The organism is Psychromonas algarum, assembly GCF_004376845.1.
GTDB lineage: Bacteria > Pseudomonadota > Gammaproteobacteria > Enterobacterales > Psychromonadaceae > Psychromonas.
This window is the reverse complement of sequence record NZ_SNUW01000016.1, coordinates 1-20554: the sequence shown is the minus strand read 5'-3', so window position 1 is coordinate 20554 and position 20554 is coordinate 1. Positions and strand designations below refer to the sequence as shown.

16 protein-coding genes are annotated in these 20554 nt (G+C 35.2%); 10 read left to right on the top strand and 6 right to left on the bottom strand.

Annotation, left to right across the window (positions count from 1 at the left end; all coding sequences use genetic code 11):
- Window positions 1–340 precede the first annotated feature (340 nt).
- The gene (locus E2R68_RS12810) at window positions 341–1378 is read left to right on the top strand and encodes a porin (protein WP_134278077.1); all 1038 of its coding nucleotides are present in this window, start codon (window positions 341–343) and stop codon (window positions 1376–1378) included.
- A 140-nt stretch (window positions 1379–1518) separates the two neighbouring features.
- Window positions 1519–1917, top strand: coding sequence for an RNA-binding S4 domain-containing protein (locus tag E2R68_RS12805; RefSeq protein ID WP_134278076.1), 399 nt, complete (start codon window positions 1519–1521; stop codon window positions 1915–1917).
- On the opposite strand, the gene E2R68_RS12800 is transcribed toward E2R68_RS12805, so the two are convergent.
- Genes E2R68_RS12800 through uvrA form a run of 3 tightly spaced genes read right to left on the bottom strand, consistent with a single transcriptional unit; the run spans window position 1907 to window position 7193 of the window.
- Window positions 1907–2581, bottom strand: coding sequence for a lytic transglycosylase domain-containing protein (locus tag E2R68_RS12800; RefSeq protein WP_134278075.1), 675 nt, complete (start codon window positions 2579–2581; stop codon window positions 1907–1909). The two genes, E2R68_RS12805 and E2R68_RS12800, sit on opposite strands and share 11 nt — an antisense overlap.
- Before the next feature lies 1 nt (window position 2582).
- Window positions 2583–4337: a PglL family O-oligosaccharyltransferase gene (locus tag E2R68_RS12795; RefSeq protein WP_134278074.1), complete on the bottom strand. Its 1755-nt coding sequence runs from the start codon at window positions 4335–4337 to the stop codon at window positions 2583–2585.
- 33 nt (window positions 4338–4370) lie between these two features.
- Window positions 4371–7193, bottom strand: a complete 2823-nt coding sequence (uvrA, locus tag E2R68_RS12790; protein ID WP_134278073.1) for an excinuclease ABC subunit UvrA — start codon at window positions 7191–7193, stop codon at window positions 4371–4373.
- A gap of 213 nt (window positions 7194–7406) precedes the next feature.
- Between uvrA and E2R68_RS12785 the strand changes: the two genes are divergently transcribed.
- A complete protein-coding gene (locus E2R68_RS12785) occupies window positions 7407–7955 on the top strand; it encodes a hypothetical protein (protein WP_134278072.1) in 549 nt (182 codons plus the stop codon).
- 227 nt (window positions 7956–8182) lie between these two features.
- Here the strand turns inward: E2R68_RS12785 and E2R68_RS12780 are convergent, their stop codons facing one another.
- Window positions 8183–8509: an early set domain-containing protein gene (locus E2R68_RS12780; protein ID WP_134278071.1), complete on the bottom strand. Its 327-nt coding sequence runs from the start codon at window positions 8507–8509 to the stop codon at window positions 8183–8185.
- 81 nt (window positions 8510–8590) lie between these two features.
- Window positions 8591–9262, bottom strand: coding sequence for a DNA mismatch repair endonuclease MutH (mutH, locus tag E2R68_RS12775; protein ID WP_134278070.1), 672 nt, complete (start codon window positions 9260–9262; stop codon window positions 8591–8593).
- Between the two features lie 644 nt (window positions 9263–9906).
- Between mutH and rppH the strand changes: the two genes are divergently transcribed.
- Window positions 9907–10443 (top strand): RNA pyrophosphohydrolase, encoded by a 537-nt coding sequence (gene rppH, locus E2R68_RS12770; RefSeq protein ID WP_134278069.1) that lies wholly within the window; start codon window positions 9907–9909, stop codon window positions 10441–10443.
- A 41-nt stretch (window positions 10444–10484) separates the two neighbouring features.
- Window positions 10485–12755: a phosphoenolpyruvate--protein phosphotransferase gene (gene ptsP, locus E2R68_RS12765; RefSeq protein ID WP_134278068.1), complete on the top strand. Its 2271-nt coding sequence runs from the start codon at window positions 10485–10487 to the stop codon at window positions 12753–12755.
- Between the two features lie 70 nt (window positions 12756–12825).
- On the opposite strand, the gene sstT is transcribed toward ptsP, so the two are convergent.
- A complete protein-coding gene (gene sstT, locus E2R68_RS12760; RefSeq protein ID WP_134278067.1) occupies window positions 12826–14055 on the bottom strand; it encodes a serine/threonine transporter SstT in 1230 nt (409 codons plus the stop codon).
- A 522-nt stretch (window positions 14056–14577) separates the two neighbouring features.
- On the opposite strand from sstT, the gene lgt reads away from it, so the two are divergent.
- The 5 genes from lgt to E2R68_RS12735 all read left to right on the top strand — a co-directional run bounded on the left by lgt (window position 14578) and on the right by E2R68_RS12735 (window position 20338).
- Window positions 14578–15393 carry a prolipoprotein diacylglyceryl transferase gene (gene lgt / locus E2R68_RS12755; protein ID WP_134278066.1) on the top strand — a complete coding sequence of 272 codons (816 nt, stop codon included), beginning with the start codon at window positions 14578–14580 and terminating at the stop codon, window positions 15391–15393.
- Window positions 15390–16241: a thymidylate synthase gene (locus tag E2R68_RS12750; protein ID WP_134278065.1), complete on the top strand. Its 852-nt coding sequence runs from the start codon at window positions 15390–15392 to the stop codon at window positions 16239–16241. The genes lgt and E2R68_RS12750 overlap by 4 nt, the downstream gene beginning before the upstream one ends.
- Before the next feature lie 245 nt (window positions 16242–16486).
- On the top strand, window positions 16487–17200 hold the full coding sequence (locus tag E2R68_RS12745; RefSeq protein ID WP_134278064.1) for a FadR/GntR family transcriptional regulator: 714 nt from the start codon (window positions 16487–16489) through the stop codon (window positions 17198–17200).
- Window positions 17201–17662: 462 nt separating this feature from the next.
- Window positions 17663–19528 carry a DUF294 nucleotidyltransferase-like domain-containing protein gene (locus tag E2R68_RS12740; protein WP_134278063.1) on the top strand — a complete coding sequence of 622 codons (1866 nt, stop codon included), beginning with the start codon at window positions 17663–17665 and terminating at the stop codon, window positions 19526–19528.
- 84 nt (window positions 19529–19612) lie between these two features.
- Entirely contained in the window at window positions 19613–20338 is a 726-nt protein-coding gene (locus tag E2R68_RS12735; RefSeq protein WP_134278062.1) for a 3'-5' exonuclease, read from the top strand.
- Window positions 20339–20554 lie beyond the last annotated feature (216 nt).

Sequence of the window (20554 nt, the reverse complement as noted above, 5' to 3'; positions counted from 1 at the left end):
TGGTTAACGTTTATTGATTGAGTTACTTAAATAAAGGCACAGTGTTTTTTATTTTTTTGTGTCTTTTATGTCTATAATGAAAAAACTGATGATTTATGTAATTACTTATAAATCATGTGTTTGTAGTTGAGTTTTATTTCTAATATCATGCTCGCAGAATAATAGTTATAACATTGTTCACATTTTATTTGTTTTCGTTGTGACCTTTGTTTGACTAACGATGTTTTTATTCATCTGCTAGTGTCTAGATATCGATATAAATCGACATAAATTTTTTTAATAAGTTCAATAGATTTTTGAATTAAAGCTAACCAATAATAAAATTAAGGAAGAACTAACCATGAAAAAGACTCTTTTAGCTATCGCAATTCCTGCTGCATTATTTGCTAATGCTGTAAATGCCGTTGAACTATACAACCAAGATGGAAACTCATTCTCTGTTGGTGGTCATGTAGCTGCTGGTATCACAGGTTCAGATGAAGGAAAAACAGAAGTAAATTCTGTTTCACCACGTATTAACTTTGAAGCTAAGCGTGATTTAGGAGATGGCTTTGTTGCTCATGCAAAAGCTGAGTGGTCAATCAACTTTTTAGACGGCGGTGCTAACGCACTTTCTACTCGTCTTGGTTATGTTGGTGTGTCACATGATACATATGGTACTGCTGATGTAGGTACTCAATGGGCACCTTACTACGACGTAGCGGGTGTTGCTGATATGCCTATCGCATTTGCCAATGACTTCCTATACGCTGATCACGGTAACCTTGGTACTGCTCGTGCAGACAAAATGGTAAGTTACCGCAATAGCTTTGAGTTTGGTGAAGATAGCTCTCTAAGCTTTGGTTTAGGTGGTCAAGGTTCACATGCTGGTGATGCTTCATCTCCACAAACTACTCAATATGGTGCGCGTTACCAAGCAGGTGCTACGTTAGCAATGTTTGGCGCTACATTAGGTTATGCATATAATACAGGTTCTGTTGACGTACCAACTGGTGATAAAGATGCAACAACTCAAGCATTATCTGCTAGCTACGGTAGCTACGGTAGTGGTTTATACTTAGCTGCAGTATTTGCACAGAACAAAAACGTATTAGATACTTCATATGAATCAGATAACGTTTACGCAAAAACAAATAACTATGAAGCATTAGTTGCATACGCATTTGATAATAGTCTAAACATCAGCCTTAACTATGAAATGGCTAAAGATGAAGCTGGTAGCGATGGTAAATTAGCTAGCCAATCTGCAATCCAAGCTGAATACAACTTTGCTCCACAAGTAATCGGTTATGTTGGTTACCAAGTAGACTTAGGTAGTGATTTAGCTGCTCATAAAGATAATAACGTATGGATGTTCGGTGGTCGTATCTTACTATAATTAGTAAACCACATTTAACTCCATTTGAGCCTTCGTTTTAACGAGGGCTTTTTTGTATCTATAAAACAGTCTTTCATTTATTTATTACTTCGGTTTACAATCAGCTTATTAGCAAAAGCTACCTTCACAGTGGAAATAAAATGCCAGAGCAAGAAGAACAAGAAATATACGCAACTTTAGTAGAAGTTAATCAAGAGCCTACAGAGTTATACAAAATCCTAAAAATCGGTAACTTAGTTTCTGGTGGTGGTGAAGCGAAACAAGTGATCAGTGAAGGTTATGTTTTCTTGAATGGTGAAGAAGAGACGCGTAAGCGTAAAAAAGTGTATGCAGGTGATCTTGTTAGCTTTAATGGCGAATACTTACAAGTTGCTTTAAAAGGACAAACAGAAGACTACGAGGTTGTACAGACAAGTACAATGGATGAAATTGATTTTAGCTCAGAGACCCCTCAAAAAGAAAACCAAGCAAGTATTAAAGAAAGCGCTAAAAATAAGCAACAAAAGAAGCCAACAAAACGTAAGCCTATTAGTTTCTAGAATAGCTGATAGTTGCTGTTGATAGCTGAGAAGGATTTAAGTTCTCTTTATAATGGTGGTAAAAAGCCATGACTTTCACAACATATTTTCGTGTTTCAGGATAAGGTGGAATTTGACGCTTATAACGCCTTACCGTACCTTCTCCTGAATTATAAGCAGCCAATGCCAAGTCTTTAGTCTGAAACTCTTTTAATAACTTTTTCAAATACAGTGCGCCTGCAAAAATACTTTGCTCTGGATTAAAAGGGTCATCAACTCCAAATCGTTTGGCTGTCACTGGCATTAACTGCATTAACCCTTGAGCTCCAGCAGAAGATACTGCTTTACGTTGGTAGTTTGACTCTGCCGTAATAACAGCATGTAAAAATTCGGGTTCTAATTGATGTTTATTTGCAGCTGCCACAATTAACGAATGGTACTTATTTTGTAATATTTTACGACGTGGTAATTTTACTTCGCTATAACTTTTTTCTTTCCAATTTTTAAAGTTAGGCGGTGGGTTATTACTTTCACTACGTAATAATAATTTATAATTTTTATTTACCTTTTTCTCTGAGAAATGCTGATTACCTTTACTATCAATATACATATAAATATCTGCATACACATTGCCCATTAAGCTAAGTAAACTGAGTAAAATACAAAATTTCAATATTACTTTCATCTTATTGCTCCTCGGCAGTGCTACTCATTACTGCTGCTGAGTTTGTCGTTAATACTTTTGTTTCAATACCTATTGAAGATGCATCAGAGGTTGCTGCCGGTTTTTTATCTGCATTTTTTAACCCTTTATCACCTGGGTATAAATAACGAGCATAATCCAATGTTTGTGCTGCTTTTTCTGCTTGCTTGTCAAACTTATAAGCGATATATAAAAGGTGTAAAAAGTAAGGCTTTGGTGTTCGTTCAATGGTTTTTTCTAACTCAACAATTATTTTCTCTATGGCCTCAGTATTTTTAGTTTGTATTGCTAAAGTTAAACGGAAATTATAAAGGTGGAAAGCAAAATTATTATCAAATACTAAAGGATTTACAATATCCATTAATACACGAATATCTCGATCCTTACTGCGTTCATACTCTGTGACCTTGGCGATTGTATATAAATTGGTGAGCATGAATATAGCGGTGAAAAGTGGAATTAATACACCTGCAACACGTAAAAAGAAAGTGGGTGCAAAGTGTTTTTGATTAACGGTTTCTGATTCATAATCCACATAAAAGACTAATACCATTAAAACAAACCAATGTAATGCAGAGTGGTATAAGGGGTACTCAGTTTGAGTATGTAGCGCAATAGGAGTAACTAAAGCAAGTAATGCTAATGCTTTGTTGAGCTTAAATGAACGTAATAAAAACAGAAACGCAAACACTAATAACAACATGCCTAAAATAGGGGCAATACCACCTTCAACGGCCCAAAATAGTAGATCGTTATGTGGATGAGTAAGTACTGAAACTTCTGGTTTTGACTCTCCATTTGCAACTCTTTCTGCTGTATGGAATAAGTATTCTTTTTCAAAACTTCCGTAACCATAACCTAATAAAGGGTTTTCTTTTACCATATCCCAGCTATTGCTGTAATAAACTAATCGTTGTCCACCTTCTGCGAGGCTATCAACATTACGAGCACCAAGTGCATCACCTTTCATTGAAGCAAAACCTAATCCCAATAAAATTGCGACGACAAATAAAGAAAAACGTTTTTTATTAGTTTGCCAAGCCCAAGGTAATAACAAAATTAATGCAATCGCACTACCTAAGTAACCAGTGCGAGACATCGCAATGGTAATGACCCAGATATTGAGCATTGCTGTTAATAATAGAAATACCTGTAGTTTTTTATTATTAATTATTTGTAATAAGTAACCACTTAAAATCAATGTGGTTGCCATCAAACTAGCTAATACATTAGGCTGCTGGAAAATGCCATAAGGGCGTCCATAACCGACGTTATAACCAAATATATTATTAGCGGGTAATAGGTAATCTTGCATCAAGCTATAACAGGCTTGTATAAAACCTGCTAATACAATTAAAAGTAATAACTTGTTAACTTGCTGACGAGTAAAGCTAAATTGCTGTAGGCTGAGAAATAAGAGAATACCTGCAAATAACCCTAATAATCGGGTATAGCTTTGATCTGCTAAAATATTATTAGGGTAGAAAATAGGCAGGCAGAATAACCCTAATGCAATAAAAATAATGGCGGTATATTTTGAATAAAAAATAGTTTGTTGAGCGGTGATTTTCCATAAACCTAAACCAATAAGAATAGAGAAAAATATCCATACAACGTTATTAACTGCCAGTTCTAATCCACTACCTCCTTGGTTATGCTGGAAATAGTGCGTACCAAGCCCCATTAAAAGCGCAAAGCTAATTAAAAACGCACGTGCTAATTTTTGTTGTAAGTCCATTTATCTCTCATTACTTATTGTATTGTTCTGCCGTTATTTTTCTAATATCGGTTTCAAGAATTGGCCTGTGTAACTTCCTTTTACTTTAACCACTTCTTCTGGTGTGCCTGTGGCAATAATTTCACCACCACCATTACCGCCTTCTGGACCTAAATCAATGATCCAATCAGCTGTTTTAATCACATCTAAATTATGCTCGATAATAACTAACGTATTACCTTTATCGCGCAAAGTATGAATGACTTTTAGTAACTGAGCAATATCATGGAAGTGTAAACCTGTGGTTGGTTCATCAAGAATATATAAGGTTTTACCTGTATCACGTTTTGATAACTCTTTTGCTAGTTTCACGCGCTGGGCTTCACCGCCAGACAATGTTGTCGCTGCTTGCCCTAAACGAATATAAGATAAACCGACATCCATTAATGTTTGTAATTTACGAGCGATAACAGGAACAGGCTCAAAGAATTTAAAGGCATCTTCGACTGTCATATCCAATGTTTCATGGATATTTTTTCCTTTGTATTTTACTGATAAAGTTTCACGGTTGTAACGCTGCCCTTTACAATCATCACAAGGCACATAAACATCCGGTAAAAAGTGCATTTCCACTTTGATCATGCCATCACCTTGACATGCTTCACAGCGCCCACCTTTTACATTAAAACTAAAGCGTCCTGGTTTATAACCGCGAGAGCGTGATTCTGGTGTAGCGGCAAATAATTCGCGGATAGGAGTGAAAATACCAGTGTAAGTTGCAGGGTTTGAACGTGGCGTTCGACCAATTGGGCTTTGGTTAATATCAACTACTTTATCTAGTTGTGATAAACCACTGATACTTTTATGTTTTGCTGCTTGTATGGTGGTGGCTTTATTAAGTTTAGTTTGTGCTAATGGGAATAAAGTATCATTGATCAAAGTTGATTTACCTGAGCCTGAAACACCAGTCACACAGGTTAATACTCCAATAGGTAATGCTAAATCAACAGATTTTAGATTGTTTGCACTCGCTGCATTTAGTTTGATCCACTTTCCTGTTAAAGGTGTTCGTTGGGTTGGGATCTCAATTGCTTTTCGTCCACTCAAATAATCGGCTGTCAGAGAGTTTTTACTTTTTAATATTTTTTTATAATTACCTTCTGCAATAATTTCACCACCGTGAATACCTGCACCAGGGCCAATATCAATAATATGATCAGCTTGACGAATAGCATCTTCATCATGCTCAACCACAATGACGGTATTACCTAAATCTCGTAAATGCGTGAGTGTTTTAAGTAAGCGTTCATTATCACGTTGATGCAAGCCAATAGAAGGTTCATCCAACACATACATAACCCCCATTAACCCAGCTCCAATTTGACTAGCTAATCGAATGCGTTGTGCTTCACCGCCAGATAGTGTTTCAGCACTACGTTCTAAGCTAAGGTAATTGAGCCCAACGTTAACTAAGAAACTAAGTCGCTCTAAAATTTCTTTGAGGATTTTTTCGGCTATTTGTGCTTTTTGTCCAGTCAGTTGTATGTTTTTGAAAAATTGCTCTGCATCTGCAATAGATAACTCTGAAATATAAGCTAAATTAACGTCATTAATAAAAACATGGCGAGATGATTCTTTTAATCGAGAACCCCCACAACTTGAGCAAGATTGACGGTTCATGTATTTACTTAAATATTCACGCATTGCTGGTGATTCAGTTTCTTTATAACGACGTGCTCGATTAGGTATAACACCTTCAAAAGCATGCAATCGAGAAACTTGATCGCCTTTATCATTACTATAAATAAAAGCGACTCTTTCTGTACCTGAACCATTTAAAACAATTTGCTGTTGTTTTTTAGTTAATGATTTAAATGGAGTGGTTAGTGAAAAATTATAATGCTCTGCGACTGCAAATAACATTTGGAAATAGTAGTTAGATTTACTACTCCAACCTTCAATTGCACCCGCAGCTAAACTTAATGAACTATCTGTGACAACGCGAGCTTCATCAAAATATTGTTCAATGCCTAAACCATCGCAAGTTTCACAAGCGCCTGCGGGATTATTAAAGGAAAATATACGAGGTTCTAATTCAGAAATGCTGTAACCGCAGTGTGGACAAGAAAAATTAGCAGAGAAAAGTTGTTCTGGTTGGCTATCATCCATATAAGCTAAAATGGCAGAGCCATTGCTTAAACCTAATGTTGTTTCTACAGATTCTGCTAATCGTTGCTTTAAGTCATCACGTACTTTAAATCGATCTACCACAACTTCAATGGTGTGTTTTTTATGTAATGCTAATTTTGGTGGATCGCTTAAATCACAAACATCACCATCAATTCGCGCACGTAAAAAACCTTGCGCCGCTAAACTTTCGAATGTTTTAACATGTTCTCCTTTACGCTCTTTTACAATGGGCGCAAGCAGCATCATTTTACTGCTTTCAGGATGCGCTAAAATAGCATCAACCATCTGACTTACCGTTTGTGCATGTAATGTCACTCCGTGTGTCGGACAACGGGGATCGCCGATACGAGCAAACAATAAACGTAAGTAATCGTATATTTCAGTAATAGTGCCCACAGTTGAGCGAGGGTTGTGGGATGTTGATTTTTGTTCAATTGAAATTGCTGGAGATAAACCTTCTATATGCTCCACATCAGGTTTTTCCATTAATGATAAAAATTGACGAGCATAAGCAGATAAGGATTCAACATAACGGCGTTGACCTTCTGCGTATAAAGTATCAAAAGCTAATGAAGATTTTCCCGAGCCAGAAAGGCCGGTGATCACAACGAGTTTGTCGCGTGGAATGGATAAACTTATATTTTTTAAGTTATGGGTTTTTGCTCCGCGAATTTCAATATTATTCATTATTTTTCACTCACTAATACTTTTGAAGACAGCTATTATAGCTTGTTGAATTATTACCTGTAGAGATGTTTTAAAGTCAAATATTGACCGAGATAATACACTGTAAATTATTACAGTGGTAGTGTTGGGCTAAGCTTGCATGATAAAAATGTTAAATGAAGATTGGTCAAGTCTCTATTTTAATGTATTAATATAACTTAATAGGAGAGAAAAATGGCAGATCTTCATGTTAAAGAAAAATTAACCCCAGTAGATATTATTAGCATTATTAGTTATCGCACAGGTATGGTAGTCACTGTTTTTGCATTAATTGCTTTGGCATTGCAGCAGCTTTATTATCCATTTTGGTATAAATATGCGCTAGTATGGTTAGCGCTCTCGGTATTTTTGCAAGCGGCTAATCTACATATTTATAATAAAAATATTCGTTATATTTTAGTCACCAGTGCATGGCTTGGTGTTTGGTTAATTTCGTTAAGTTTAATTAGTAGTGGGATCGTTATTGCGCATTTGAGTTTATTGGCTCTTTTAATATGTTGTGCAGGTATTAGTTATAAAGAAAGCCTTTGCTTTTCATTACCTATTTTAAAAGTTAACCCATTATTGTTAATTGCTTTTGCTGGTTGTTTAATTTTATCCCTACATTTATATGCAGCAATTTTGGCACTATTAAGTGCAATATTGACGGGGTATATGGCTTATAAAAAAATACGTATGCCTTTACATCATGATCTGGGGGATAGAAGTAAATATGAGGTTTAGTAATATCTAACACTTTAAAATAAAACAAGTCGCGTTAATGCGACTTGTTTATATAGCAAACACAATAAATGGCTTATCTATTTTATTTGTTAAAACATCCCACTTCTTTGCTGTAAATGCCCGTAAAGGTAATAGCCATTTACGCCTTGAATTGAACTGTTTTTTCAGTACAAAATGTAGATAACATATTTAATTTAATCGGTATTAAAATCTTTATTTGCTGATGATTATGCAATAATTAATACTGCATTTTTACCACCATCATTCATTCCATTATCGGTATAGCTATCAGCATCTTCTGGCAATAATGTTGATTCACTACCATCTTCAGAAATCACTTTATAAATAAACTGAAAACCTTGACGATCGATTGTTGAAATATTTTCAGCAACTTTAAACTTGCCATTTTTAAACTTTTTAAATTCTATTTCTTGCCAGTCATTGTGTTCAGATAACAGGCTAATGCTTTGTGCATTATTTGCTTGTTCTTTAGTAATTTCAAAAGTGACTTTAACGATGGGTTTATTTTTTAATAACTGCTTTTTAATGCTCATGTCTGCTCCTTGCGAATAGTAACTCCAAGTTTAATTTACTGTAAATTTTGTACAAATTCTAGTCACTTAATTGCAGCAAACTTAATACAGATTAAATTGTTGGTTAATAATTCCTTGAGTGAAGCTTTTTTTGAGATAAAAACCACGAGGACGTACTTTTATTAGCTGTCCTTGATCACCATAGGCATCGGTAAGCGATTGACCATTTGCAGCTTTAGGGCGAAGTTGTAATACTTGGCCATCACGTGCGCTAATCTGCTCTATTTTTCCAAGCGCAATTTTTTCCATTAACTCATCCCAATCTTGCTGCATTAATTGTTCTTGTATTGGAGAAGCTGTCCATAAAAAACCATTACCTACAATCCGCTCAGCAAGAGAGATTTGTCGCTCACCTTGTACAGGTAACCACAAGACTTTGCTTAATTTGTTACGAATATTACTGTTGTGCCAGGTTAAATGTGTTGTATGTAAAATAGGTGTGCTACAAACAAAGGTGGTTTCTAAAACTTTACCTTGTCTATCAATAGGAATTGTTTTTAATTCTATCCCTAAATGTTTGAAGTCTTGTTCAGGTTTACTGCCAGCGGTTGCACCAAGGTGCCATTCGATGAGTTGTCCAACCCAACCTTTATTTTTACGTAGATCTCTAGGAACAGGAATATTGGCTATTTCAGCTAATTCAGATAATGAATAACCAGCAATTGCTTCACAATATTCTAATAACTGGCTTTCAGATGTGGGAGTTGCTTTCATGGTTATTCTCTATCGGCATAAATAAACTATTTTTTATTGTACGTGCTTTTCATATTTTAGGTTATTCATAGTTTTAAAAGGAACTTACACAGAGTTATGCACAATTTTAGTGGATAAGTGAAGTATTGGATAAGTTCTTATTTTAATTTTTAAAAATGACTTTTAATAGCCTAATAAGTTGTTTTTATGTCTGTTTTTTAAACAATAAATTGCTTTTAAATAGTTGATGAATACTTTTTGAACAGTGAAGATATGCACATTGCATTGTGAATTAAAAATACTGGATCTAATAACAGGGATCTAATTTTTTACACTTTTCAATTAATGTAACTTATTGTTTTTTATTAAAATAACTCTAAATTAATTATTTTAATAAAGATCTTGATGTTTATGATGTATTCTTAACTATTTACTTCTGTTTAATTGTACACATACTTATGCACAGAATTAGTGGATATATTTAATAATGCATTTTCTATAAACGTGACCTAAGTAGGAGAGCTTACTTTTTTTATAGTGTATCAGTTTGATGGTAGGGGCTTTCTGTGAAAGAATGCAGCATAATTATAATTTCGTCCATTCTGCTTTGTCGTTTATTTACTTGTGTATAAATAGGATGGATCTTAACCTTATTAAGGTTGTTAATGATTGACGTTGATGGTTACCGTTCTAATGTAGGTATCATCATTTGTAATAAAAATGGTCAAGTATTGTGGGCTAAACGTTTCGGACAGCACTCATGGCAATTTCCACAAGGTGGAATTAAAGAAGGTGAAACACCTGAACAAGCTATGTATCGAGAATTGTACGAAGAAGTTGGCTTAAAGCCTGAACATGTAAAAATAGTTGCTAGTAGCCGCCAATGGTTACGTTATAAATTACCTAAACGTTTGGTTCGTTGGGAGTCTCCCGCCCCTGTATGTATAGGTCAAAAACAACGCTGGTTTTTATTACAATTGATTGCAGAAGAAGAGCAAATTGGGTTTGAGTCTTGTGGCCATCCAGAATTTGATGATTGGCGATGGGTTACTTATTGGTATCCTGTTCGTCAAGTTGTGTCATTTAAACGTGACGTATACCGTCGAGCCTTAGCTGAATTTTGTCATGCAGCTTTTGCTCTTATGTATAACAAAGATAAAAAAAGAAATAAACGACCTCGTAGAGGTTCTTTCAAGCGCTAAATACTTTCTGGTTATTATCCATTATTAGATAGGAGTGTTTTATGTTAAGCCAACTTCGTCAAATCGTAGAGCAATTCGGCGAGGCAAATACACTTCCTGACGCTATGAATTTATTAGTACAACAAACTAAAGCAACAATGAATTTGGATTGTTGTTCTATTTTTATCACTAATAAAGAAACAAAAAAGCTGACATTAATGGCCAGCGAAGGATTAGCAAGCCAAGTGGTTGGCGCAACTCATTTTAACTTCGATGAAGGTATCGTTGGTTTGGTTTATCAAAAAGGTGAGCCAATTAATCTAGCTAATGTTTCTGAACATCCGCAATTTAAATATTTACCTTCTTCCAATGAAGAGTTATTTAATTCTTTTTTAGGCACGCCTATTATCCACAAACGCCAAGTGCTTGGTGTGTTAGTTGCTCAACAATCTTCACCGCGTTTATTTGACAAACTTGAAGAGTCTTTTTTAGTTACTTTAGCAGTACATTTAGGCAGTGTTTTAAGTAATACAATCCTCGATTTACCTGATAAAAAAATTAAAAAGAATCGCTCGATTCAATTACAAGGTAGTCCTGCAAGTCCTGGGATTTGTATTAATAAAGCGCATGTTTTACAAACTCATTTGTTATTAAGTGATATTGAAATTGAAGTCACTGATCAAGCTGATCATGAAATGAAATTATTTAATAACGCCGTGCAAATGTGTGCCGATGAGTTTTCTAATGTTTCTATCACATTAAAAGAAAAAGTCTCACAAGATGCTTTTATGCTGTTTGATGTTTATGGGCATTTATTAAAAGATAAAGCATTGTTAGCTGCCGTTGAAGGGCAAATTTTTCAGCATAACCTGACGGCTAAAAGTGCTATTAAAAAGGTTGCGGAAGGTTATATCAAACAATTTGAAAGTATGAATGATCCATACTTAAAAGAGCGTGCTGTAGAAGTGAGAGATGTAGGGCAACGTTTGTTATATCATCTTTCTAACCGTAATGAAGAAAAGCAGCACTTTCCCGATCCCCTTATTCTGGTGGCAGAAGAAGTTACCATTTCAATGCTTGCAATGATCCCGGCGGAAAAACTGAAAGGAATTGTATCTGTACGTGGCGGCTTGAGTTCTCATGTTGCAATCCTCTCTCGCGCTTTAGGAATTCCTGCTGTATTAGGGGCGCCATTAAGACTCAAAAATATACATTATAAAAATATTATTATTGATGGATATGCAGGCACCATTATTGTTGAACCAGAGCATACTTTGGTTTCTCAATATCAAGTATTGCTTGATGAAGAAAATGAACTGAAAGAGTTAGTTGATTTAGGGGCTAATCAGGCTGCGATGACCAAAGATGGTTGTGAGGTTGAAGTCTTATTAAATACTGGACTAAATATCAATTCTGATGTTTTTAATGAGCAGCATTTTTCTGGTATTGGCTTATATCGTAGTGAATTACCTTTTATGTTAAGTAATGCATTCCCTACAGAACAACAACAAGCTAATACTTACCGCCGAGTGTTTGAACAATGCAAAAACCTACCGGTGACTATGCGCACTTTAGATATTGGTGGTGATAAGCAACTAACTTATTTCCCTATTAATGAAGAAAATCCTTTCTTGGGTTGGCGTGGCATTCGATTAACATTAGATCATCCTGATATATTTCTTGTACAAATTCGGGCTATGTTACGCGCTAGTATTGATACTCAAAATCTACGTATTATGTTACCTATGGTAAGTTCTGTTGGTGAAGTAGAAGAAGCAAAACGTCTTATAATACAAGCATGGCAAGAGATCTGCGTTGAACAAGAATTCTCCAGCGAACAATTTCCTTTGCCAGATATTGGTGTAATGATTGAAGTGCCTTCAGCTATTTTTATTATTGACCAATTGGCACCGCTGGTGGATTTTTTCTCCATTGGGAGTAATGATTTAACTCAATATCTATTAGCTGTTGACCGTAATAATAGCCGTGTTGCCGATCTTTTTGATAGTTATCATCCTGCGGTATTACAAGCAATGCAGTTGATACTACAACAGAGTCAGAAAAATAATGTAGAAGTGAGCATTTGTGGTGAACTTGCGGGAGATCCTATTGGTGTTCTGATCCTATTGGGGCTAGGTTATCGCAAGTTAAGTATGAATGCTTTTAATATGAATAAGGTTAAATACCTATTAAATAATGTCACTATTTCTGAACTAGAGGCTTGTACTAAAGTCGCTCTTAATGCTCATGATGGTGCATTTATCAAACAAACCTTTGTAGATTACTTAGATGAAAAAGGGCTTGGTGGTTTTGTGCGTGCAGGTAATAAATAATCACATATAAAAAAACCGAGCAAATAAGCTCGGTTTTTTTTATTGTTCGTATTTATAAATAACTAAATTGTTATTTAGTTAAGAATGCTTTTACTTCTTCTGCACGACAAGCTGCAGCAGTGAAGATAACATCTGTTGAGCTGTTTAATGCAGTTTCTGCTGAATCTTGTACAACACCAATAATGAAACCAATTGCAACAACTTGCATCGCTACTTCATTTGGAATACCAAATAGGCTACATGCTAATGGGATCAGTAATAATGAACCACCGGCAACACCTGATGTACCACAAGCTGAAATCGCAGCAACAACACTTAATAAGATTGCAGTTAAAATATCAAACTCAATACCTAATGTATGTACTGCCGCTAATGTTAATACAGTGATTGTAATTGATGCACCCGCCATATTAATCGTTGCACCTAATGGAATTGATACAGAGTAAGTATCTTCATGTAAATCTAATTTTTTACATAATTCCATGTTAACAGGGATATTTGCAGCTGAACTTCGAGTAAAGAAAGCTGTAACACCTGATTCTTTTAGACATTTAAATACAAGAGGGTAAGGATTAGTTTTTAATTTCACATAAACGATCAGTGGGTTAACAACTAACGCAATAAACAACATTGAACCAAGTAATACAATCAATAGATGAGAATAGCTTAGTAATGATGATAGGCCTGTGCTTGCAACGGTTGATGCTACTAAACCAAAGATACCAATAGGTGCAAAACGGATCACTAGGTGTACTATTTTAGAAATAGCTTCAGCAAGGTCGTGAAGCATATTTTTAGTTGATTCATTAGCATGTTGTAACGCTAAACCTAAACCTACAGCCCAAGCTAAAATACCAATGAAGTTTGCTGTTACTAATGCATTAACTGGATTATCAACCACTTTAAATAATAAAGTATTTAAAACTTCTACAATTCCTTCTGGTGGAGTCACTGTAATGTTGCTTGTTACCAAAGTTAGTGAAGTAGGGAAGAAGTAACTGAACAATACAGCACTAATAGAAGCTAATAAGGTACCGATTAAGTATAAATTTAATACTGGTTTAACGTTGGTTTGAACACCTTTCTTTTGGTTTGCAATAGAAGAAGCAACAAGTATAAATACTAAAATAGGTGCGACAGCTTTTAATGCACTAACAAAAAATCCACCTAAAAAAGAGATTGATGGCACACTTGCTGGAGCAAAAGTCGCAAGGCAGATACCTGCAATAATACCAACAACAATTTGCAGTATTAAACTACCGTTCATTATACGTTGGATAAGAGTCGGGTTGGCACTCATAAATATGTCCTATTTGTATTTGCAACGTTAATAATACCTTTTATTAATCGTTTGCTAATTAGTTGCTTAACTTTTTGTTAAAGCAATGGGATAACAGAAAAATCTGTGATTTTTCATCATGGATAATAATGTCGCTATTGTAATGATGAATATGATATTGAAATTAACATGGATCAGAGTTTATCGTGAAAATTAGAATAAATTATTACGCATCTAACTGTCAGTAAAGAGCAATAATAAATAAGCAATGAATGGTTAAAAATTCGTTGTTTATTTAAATTTAAAGCACTTTTATTGATTTCGTGTCATTGGGCGGGATTAAATCATTTTTTGGCGCATAGTTCATCCCTATTTAAGGCCTAATTTTATTTGGCTGATTATTTAATATGCTAAGCATGTTAAATTTCTCCACAATAAGGTTAGTTAAGTACTACTTTGTTTCTCTATTTGTTGCCAACTCAATTTTCTCTCTTGCTTGATTACGTTATGATATAGCCCTTAAATTTTTAATCAGAGCAAAATATGTCATCTCATTATGTATTACCCTATATTGATCCTATCGCTATCAGTATTGGTCCCTTAGATATTCGTTGGTACGGACTGATGTACCTTGTTGGTTTTGCATTTGCATATTGGATGGCAAACCGTGTTTGTGATAAATCCAACGGTGTTTGGACTCGAGAACAAGCAAGTGATCTATTGTTTGCTGGATTTATGGGGGTTATTTTAGGTGGCCGTATCGGTTACGTATTGTTTTATCAATTCCCAACCTTCTTAGAGAATCCTTTGTATATTTTTAGAATATGGGAAGGTGGAATGTCGTTCCATGGTGGTGTGCTAGGTGTTGTCACTGCCATTATTATTTATGCAAAACGACATAATCGCTCTATTTTATCTGTTGGTGATTTTATTGTGCCGCTATTACCTGTTGGATTAGGGGCAGGGCGTATTGGTAATTTTATTAATTCAGAATTATGGGGGCGTGTAACTGATTTACCTATTGGTATTATTTTCCCTAATGCAGGCCCTCTTGCGCGTCATCCTTCACAGCTTTATGAATTTGCATTAGAAGGTGTTGTTCTCTTAATCATGCTATTACTCTTTATTCGTAAACCTAAACCGGCTGGTTCGGTCGCAGGGTTATTTTTGTTAGGTTACGGTGTATTCCGCTTTATTATTGAATTTGCACGAGAGCCCGATGCGCAATTAGGTTTATTGACTATGAATTTAAGTATGGGACAACTTCTTTCGTTGCCAATGATTATCATTGGTGGATTATTAATGATTTATGCTTATAAAAATAATCCTGTTGAAACAACTAAAGGTGAACAGTCATGAAGCAATATTTAGACTTATGTCAACGTATCATTGACCAAGGCACTTGGATTGAGAATGAGCGTACAGGTAAACGTTGTTTAACTGTGATTAATGCAGATCTAGAATATGATGTTGGCAATAATCAATTTCCAATGATAACAACCCGTAAAAGTTATTATAAGTCTGCGATAGCTGAATTTTTAGGGTACATCCGTGGCTATGATAATGCTGCTGATTTTCGTGTATTAGGTACTAAAACATGGGATGCGAATGCTAACCTGAATGAAGTTTGGTTAAATAATCAACACCGTAAAGGTGAAGATGATATGGGTAGAGTCTATGGTGTGCAAGGGCGCGCATGGGCAAAACCTGATGGCAGCACTTTGGATCAGTTAAAGAAAATTGTAGATAATTTAAAAAATGGCATTGATGATCGGGCAGAAATTCTCACTTTCTATAATCCAGGTGAATTTGATATGGGATGCTTGCGCCCTTGTATGCACACTCATACATTTTCATTGTTAGGTGATACTTTATATTTAACCAGTTACCAACGTTCTTGCGATGTACCATTAGGGTTAAATTTTAATCAAGTTCAAGTATTTGCTTTTTTAGCTTTAATGGCTCAAATTACCGGTAAAAAAGCAGGCAAAGCCTATCATAAAATAGTGAATGCCCATATTTACGAAGACCAACTGCAACTGATGCAAGATGTACAATTAAAGAGAGAGCCTTTTCCATCTCCACAATTAAAAATAAACCCTAATATTAAGTCGCTTGAAGATTTAGAAACATGGGTAACGATGGATGATTTTGAAGTAGTGGATTATCAATGCCATGAACCAATCAAATATCCATTTGCAGTATAAATAAACAATATTAACCGCAAAAAGCTCACTTTATTTGGTGAGCTTTTTTATGCCTGTCTTAAAAATCATAATTTCAGTTAAACCAATCACAAGTTAAAAATGAAAGACTTTTATTGATATTGCTAATACCGATGGTCTATTTATAAATATAAATCACAGAAGAAAAATTGCTTTACTTGAATTTCTATCCAACTCCTTGCATTTGTATTACTATTGGACAAGATTTATTGAAAGGAAGGAACCCCATGCAGAACGCATTCGTACAAATCGCAGGAGCAAAACGTAGTTTACATGTGCAAGTTGCGCGTGAAATCGCACGTAAAATTCTTTCAGGTGAAGTTGAAGAAAATGAAATTATTCCTGGTGAAATGACGCTATGTGAACAGTTCAAAGTAAGTCGTACTTCCTTGAGAGAAGCAATTAAATTATTGACTTCAAAAGGTTTATTAGAATCAAAGCCTAAAGTTGGTACTCGTGTAACATCGCGAGAAAACTGGAATTTTTTAGATTCACAGCTTTTAGATTGGTTAACTGATTTAGGTGATAATGATGCGGTATATCGTGATTTTTTATCACTGCGTAATGCATTAGAGCCAGAAGCGGCTGCATTAGCTGCTAAAAATGCCACCGCACAGCAGCGTATTGCTTTATCGGCTACTTTTCAGCAAATGGATGATATTGCTAAAGATTTTGATGTTGCTAGTTGGACTGATGCCGACATGGAATTTCATCGTTTAATTTTTCTTTCAACAGGCAATAGTTTTTATTTACCGTTTGCGAATGTTTTGTGCACCATGTTTAAAAGTTTTATAAGCCACTCCTCTGTAAAGGGCAGTACTTGTATTAATGAACATAGAGCAATTTATTCAGCGATCATGGCGGGTGATGCAAATAAAGCTCGCCAAGCAAATATCGACTTACTGAATAAAAGTAAACGTCGCCTTCCTTCAAGCCATTAAGTTTTATTCAGCGATTATTTGCCATAGTTAACTTAGCAGTATCATTCTTCTGTTAAGTTAATATTTTCATTCCTGTGATTTTCACTCTGTGTGTCTTCTTATATCAACTATTTAGAATATGTTGTGATCAATGTTTTATTTTATATTGTATGACAAATTGATTTGCGTCGATTATAGTGACCTAGTTAACACAAGCTTGATTTAATGAGTGGATTTCTGACTATATTAACTAGCAGATTGTTCAATAAAAAGGCCGCTAATAGTGTGCCTTTTAACAGTCTGATGATTTACTAATAAAAATATCATATAACCATGATGTTAAACAAATCACGAAAGCAGAAATTATTAGGCTCTTTAAAGTGACTCTATAAGCTGAGTGTAGACAGGCGTTAATATTTAAGCCATTCTCTATCAATAGAGAGTGGTTTTCATTATGCCTCGTTGTATTTTAAAGGATTGTTTATGTCTCAAACATTAATTCCCAATATTCGTGATTTTCTTGCCTCAATTGACCCTTTTGATAAATTACCTAAAGAGTTACAACGTAAAATTGCTTGTTGTATTAATATTACTTACTTAGCCAAAGGCGAGCAGGTTCACTTTGGCGGAGAGCATGAACTTCGTTACCTTTATGTTATTCGTACTGGATCTATGGAACAGCGTAAACATAACGGTATGTTGCGAGCTAAATTAGGTGCTGAAGACTTATTCGGTTTCACTTTTTTAGATGAAAGCCAAACAGAACTGCAAGAAGGTTACAGTGCGACAGCCATTGAAAATACCTTATTATATTTAATTCCTCACTCTGATTTATTAAGCCTACTTGAAGAATATCCTGATTTTGCTGAACACTTTGCGAGTAACGTACAAGTACGTTTACATTCTGCATTGGATGTTGTTTGGTCAGATAGTGAAAAAGGGGTTTTTGTTAAAAAAGTATCTGAAGTTGCTAGTAATAAAATTGTGGTTGTTGACTCTAGTACGCCCATTAGAGAAGTAGCAAGAGAAATAATGGATGTGTGTTCACCAACAGCGGTAATAAAAGAAAATGGTGAAATTATTGGTTTAGTGACTGACCGTGATATGACTAAACGAGTCATTGTTGCGGGTTTAGATATTAATCGTCCAGTCAAAGAAATCATGACACCTCATCCATTAACTGTTGCACCTTCTGATTTAGTTTTAAAAGCGTCATCAATGATGATGCAAAATAATGTGCGTAGCTTACCTGTTGTTGATGGTAGTAATGTTGTGGGCGTTATAACCACAACTCATTTAGTGCGTAATAATAAAATTCAGGCTGTTTTCTTAATTGAAAAAATAAAATATGCCAACACCATTTCCGACCTAACAGCATTAACATCTGAGCGCCAAGCTATTTTCGAAGCGTTAGTAGAAGGTCAAGTAAGTGCAGATATCACTGGTCATGTAATGACCATGATCATGGATTCATATAACCGTCGCTTACTACAAATGGCTGAAGATCATTTTGGTGAGCCGCCATGTGATTATGCATGGATTGTAGCGGGTTCTCATGCTCGTAATGAAGTGCACATGCTGTCAGATCAAGACAATGCCATTATTTTATCTGATGATGCAACTACCGAAGATCGCGCTTATTTTAGAGAATTAGCCGAGTGGGTATGTAACGCACTTGATGCTTGTGCATTCCCATTATGTACGGGTAAATTTATGGCGATGAACCCTAAATGGTGTATGCCATTAAAAGTGTGGAAAGCCTCTTATAGCAAATGGGTTTCTAATCCTGAATATGACAGTTTATTAAATGTAACGGTATTCTTAGAAACTCGCTGGTTGCACGGCAAAGAATCTTTTAATACTGAACTACAAAAGCATTTGTTTGATTCTATTCAGAAATCTCATGTATTCTTATCTTCATTAGTACGTGACTCGGTATCTGTTAATCCACCTTTAGGGATCTTTAATTCACTTGTATTAGAAAAAAGTGGTGAAAACTCTAAAACATTAAATATCAAACGTTATGCTATTAACTTATTAGTTGATTTAGCGCGAATTTATGGTCTGTCGTCGGGTTCAGAAACCGCAGAAACAATGGCGCGTTACAACCATGCTTATGAACATAAATTATTAAGTGAAGATATGCTTAAGAATGTACAGGGTGCATTCCAATTCTTAACTCAGATACGTTTATCGCAGCAATTAATGGCATTAAAAGAGGGCAGAGTGCCTGATAATAATATTGATCCTAATTCATTTGGTAGCTTTGAAAGAAAGCATTTAAAAGATGCATTTAGAATTATTGCCGATTTACAAGAATACACAAAACTGAAATTTACCCGCGAATAATGGTTTGCTCACTGCAAAGTGAGCTATCAAAAATAATGCGTCGATTAAGCAATTGCTATAAATATTAAGTTTAAAAGGGAAGCTATGAGTACTATCTTTAGTTACTTTCATCCATTAAATAAGTTGAAGCGAGAGCGTGAGGCTTATCTTGCAAAATATAAGCTACCAGATAACTTAAAAGCGTTATTGTTAGCACCTTTACCTGAATTAGATGATGATATATTTTCGCTAGATTATTTATCGGTAGATTTTGAAACATCAGGTTTTGAGCCTAAAACAGATTCTTTATTAAGTGTTGGTTATTTACCTCTGATTAAACAGCAACTGATATTAAGTCAGGCTGAAGAAACCTTTATCTTTTGTGCTGAACATATCAATGCAGAAACAGCCGTTATTAATCATATTGTGCCTGAAATGCTCGAGCAAGGATTACCTCTAAAAGTGGTTATGGATGAATTACTTGCGAAGTTTGTTGGTAAAGTGATCCTTGTGCATGGCAGTATTGTTGAGAAAAGCTTTTTAAATTATTACATCGAACAAGAGTATGGTTTGCCACCATTGCCATTGTTATGGGTGGATACGCTACAAATTGAGAAATCTCTGCATATGTATAAAAACAATTCAGAGACGGCAGACTTTCGTTTAGGATCAATCCGTGAGCGTCATAATTTACCGGAATATTCTGCACATGGTGCCTTGGTTGATTCATTAGCAACAGGTGAATTATATTTAGCGTTGCTGAAGTTACTTTTTGAAGGGACAGATTCAAGTGTCCGGCACATGCACTTTGATTATACGAGACCGATTTAAACTGAATTGATCTGATATTAAATAAAACGCAGAATAAAAAATCCGGTTTAACATTTTGTTAAACCGGATTTTTTATGGCTTAAATTAACTTTATTTAACGAATAATGTTAACCGGGCCAGTCCAAGTGATTGTTTCACCATTAATAGTAACTTCGCTGGTGGTTACCTCATTTACCCCTACAGCATTGCTTACACACACGTTGATTTGTGTTTCAT

Bases quoted from the DNA above. Each gene is read 5' to 3' on its own strand.
- E2R68_RS12810 (WP_134278077.1), top strand. From the start codon at position 341: ATGAAAAAGACTCTTTTAGCTATCGCAATTCCTGCTGCATTATTTGCT.
- E2R68_RS12805 (WP_134278076.1), top strand. From the start codon at position 1,519: ATGCCAGAGCAAGAAGAACAAGAAATATACGCAACTTTAGTAGAAGTT.
- E2R68_RS12800 (WP_134278075.1), bottom strand. From the start codon at position 2,581: ATGAAAGTAATATTGAAATTTTGTATTTTACTCAGTTTACTTAGCTTA.
- E2R68_RS12795 (WP_134278074.1), bottom strand. From the start codon at position 4,337: ATGGACTTACAACAAAAATTAGCACGTGCGTTTTTAATTAGCTTTGCG.
- uvrA (WP_134278073.1), bottom strand. From the start codon at position 7,193: ATGAATAATATTGAAATTCGCGGAGCAAAAACCCATAACTTAAAAAAT.
- E2R68_RS12785 (WP_134278072.1), top strand. From the start codon at position 7,407: ATGGCAGATCTTCATGTTAAAGAAAAATTAACCCCAGTAGATATTATT.
- E2R68_RS12780 (WP_134278071.1), bottom strand. From the start codon at position 8,509: ATGAGCATTAAAAAGCAGTTATTAAAAAATAAACCCATCGTTAAAGTC.
- mutH (WP_134278070.1), bottom strand. From the start codon at position 9,262: ATGAAAGCAACTCCCACATCTGAAAGCCAGTTATTAGAATATTGTGAA.
- rppH (WP_134278069.1), top strand. From the start codon at position 9,907: ATGATTGACGTTGATGGTTACCGTTCTAATGTAGGTATCATCATTTGT.
- ptsP (WP_134278068.1), top strand. From the start codon at position 10,485: ATGTTAAGCCAACTTCGTCAAATCGTAGAGCAATTCGGCGAGGCAAAT.
- sstT (WP_134278067.1), bottom strand. From the start codon at position 14,055: ATGAGTGCCAACCCGACTCTTATCCAACGTATAATGAACGGTAGTTTA.
- lgt (WP_134278066.1), top strand. From the start codon at position 14,578: ATGTCATCTCATTATGTATTACCCTATATTGATCCTATCGCTATCAGT.
- E2R68_RS12750 (WP_134278065.1), top strand. From the start codon at position 15,390: ATGAAGCAATATTTAGACTTATGTCAACGTATCATTGACCAAGGCACT.
- E2R68_RS12745 (WP_134278064.1), top strand. From the start codon at position 16,487: ATGCAGAACGCATTCGTACAAATCGCAGGAGCAAAACGTAGTTTACAT.
- E2R68_RS12740 (WP_134278063.1), top strand. From the start codon at position 17,663: ATGTCTCAAACATTAATTCCCAATATTCGTGATTTTCTTGCCTCAATT.
- E2R68_RS12735 (WP_134278062.1), top strand. From the start codon at position 19,613: ATGAGTACTATCTTTAGTTACTTTCATCCATTAAATAAGTTGAAGCGA.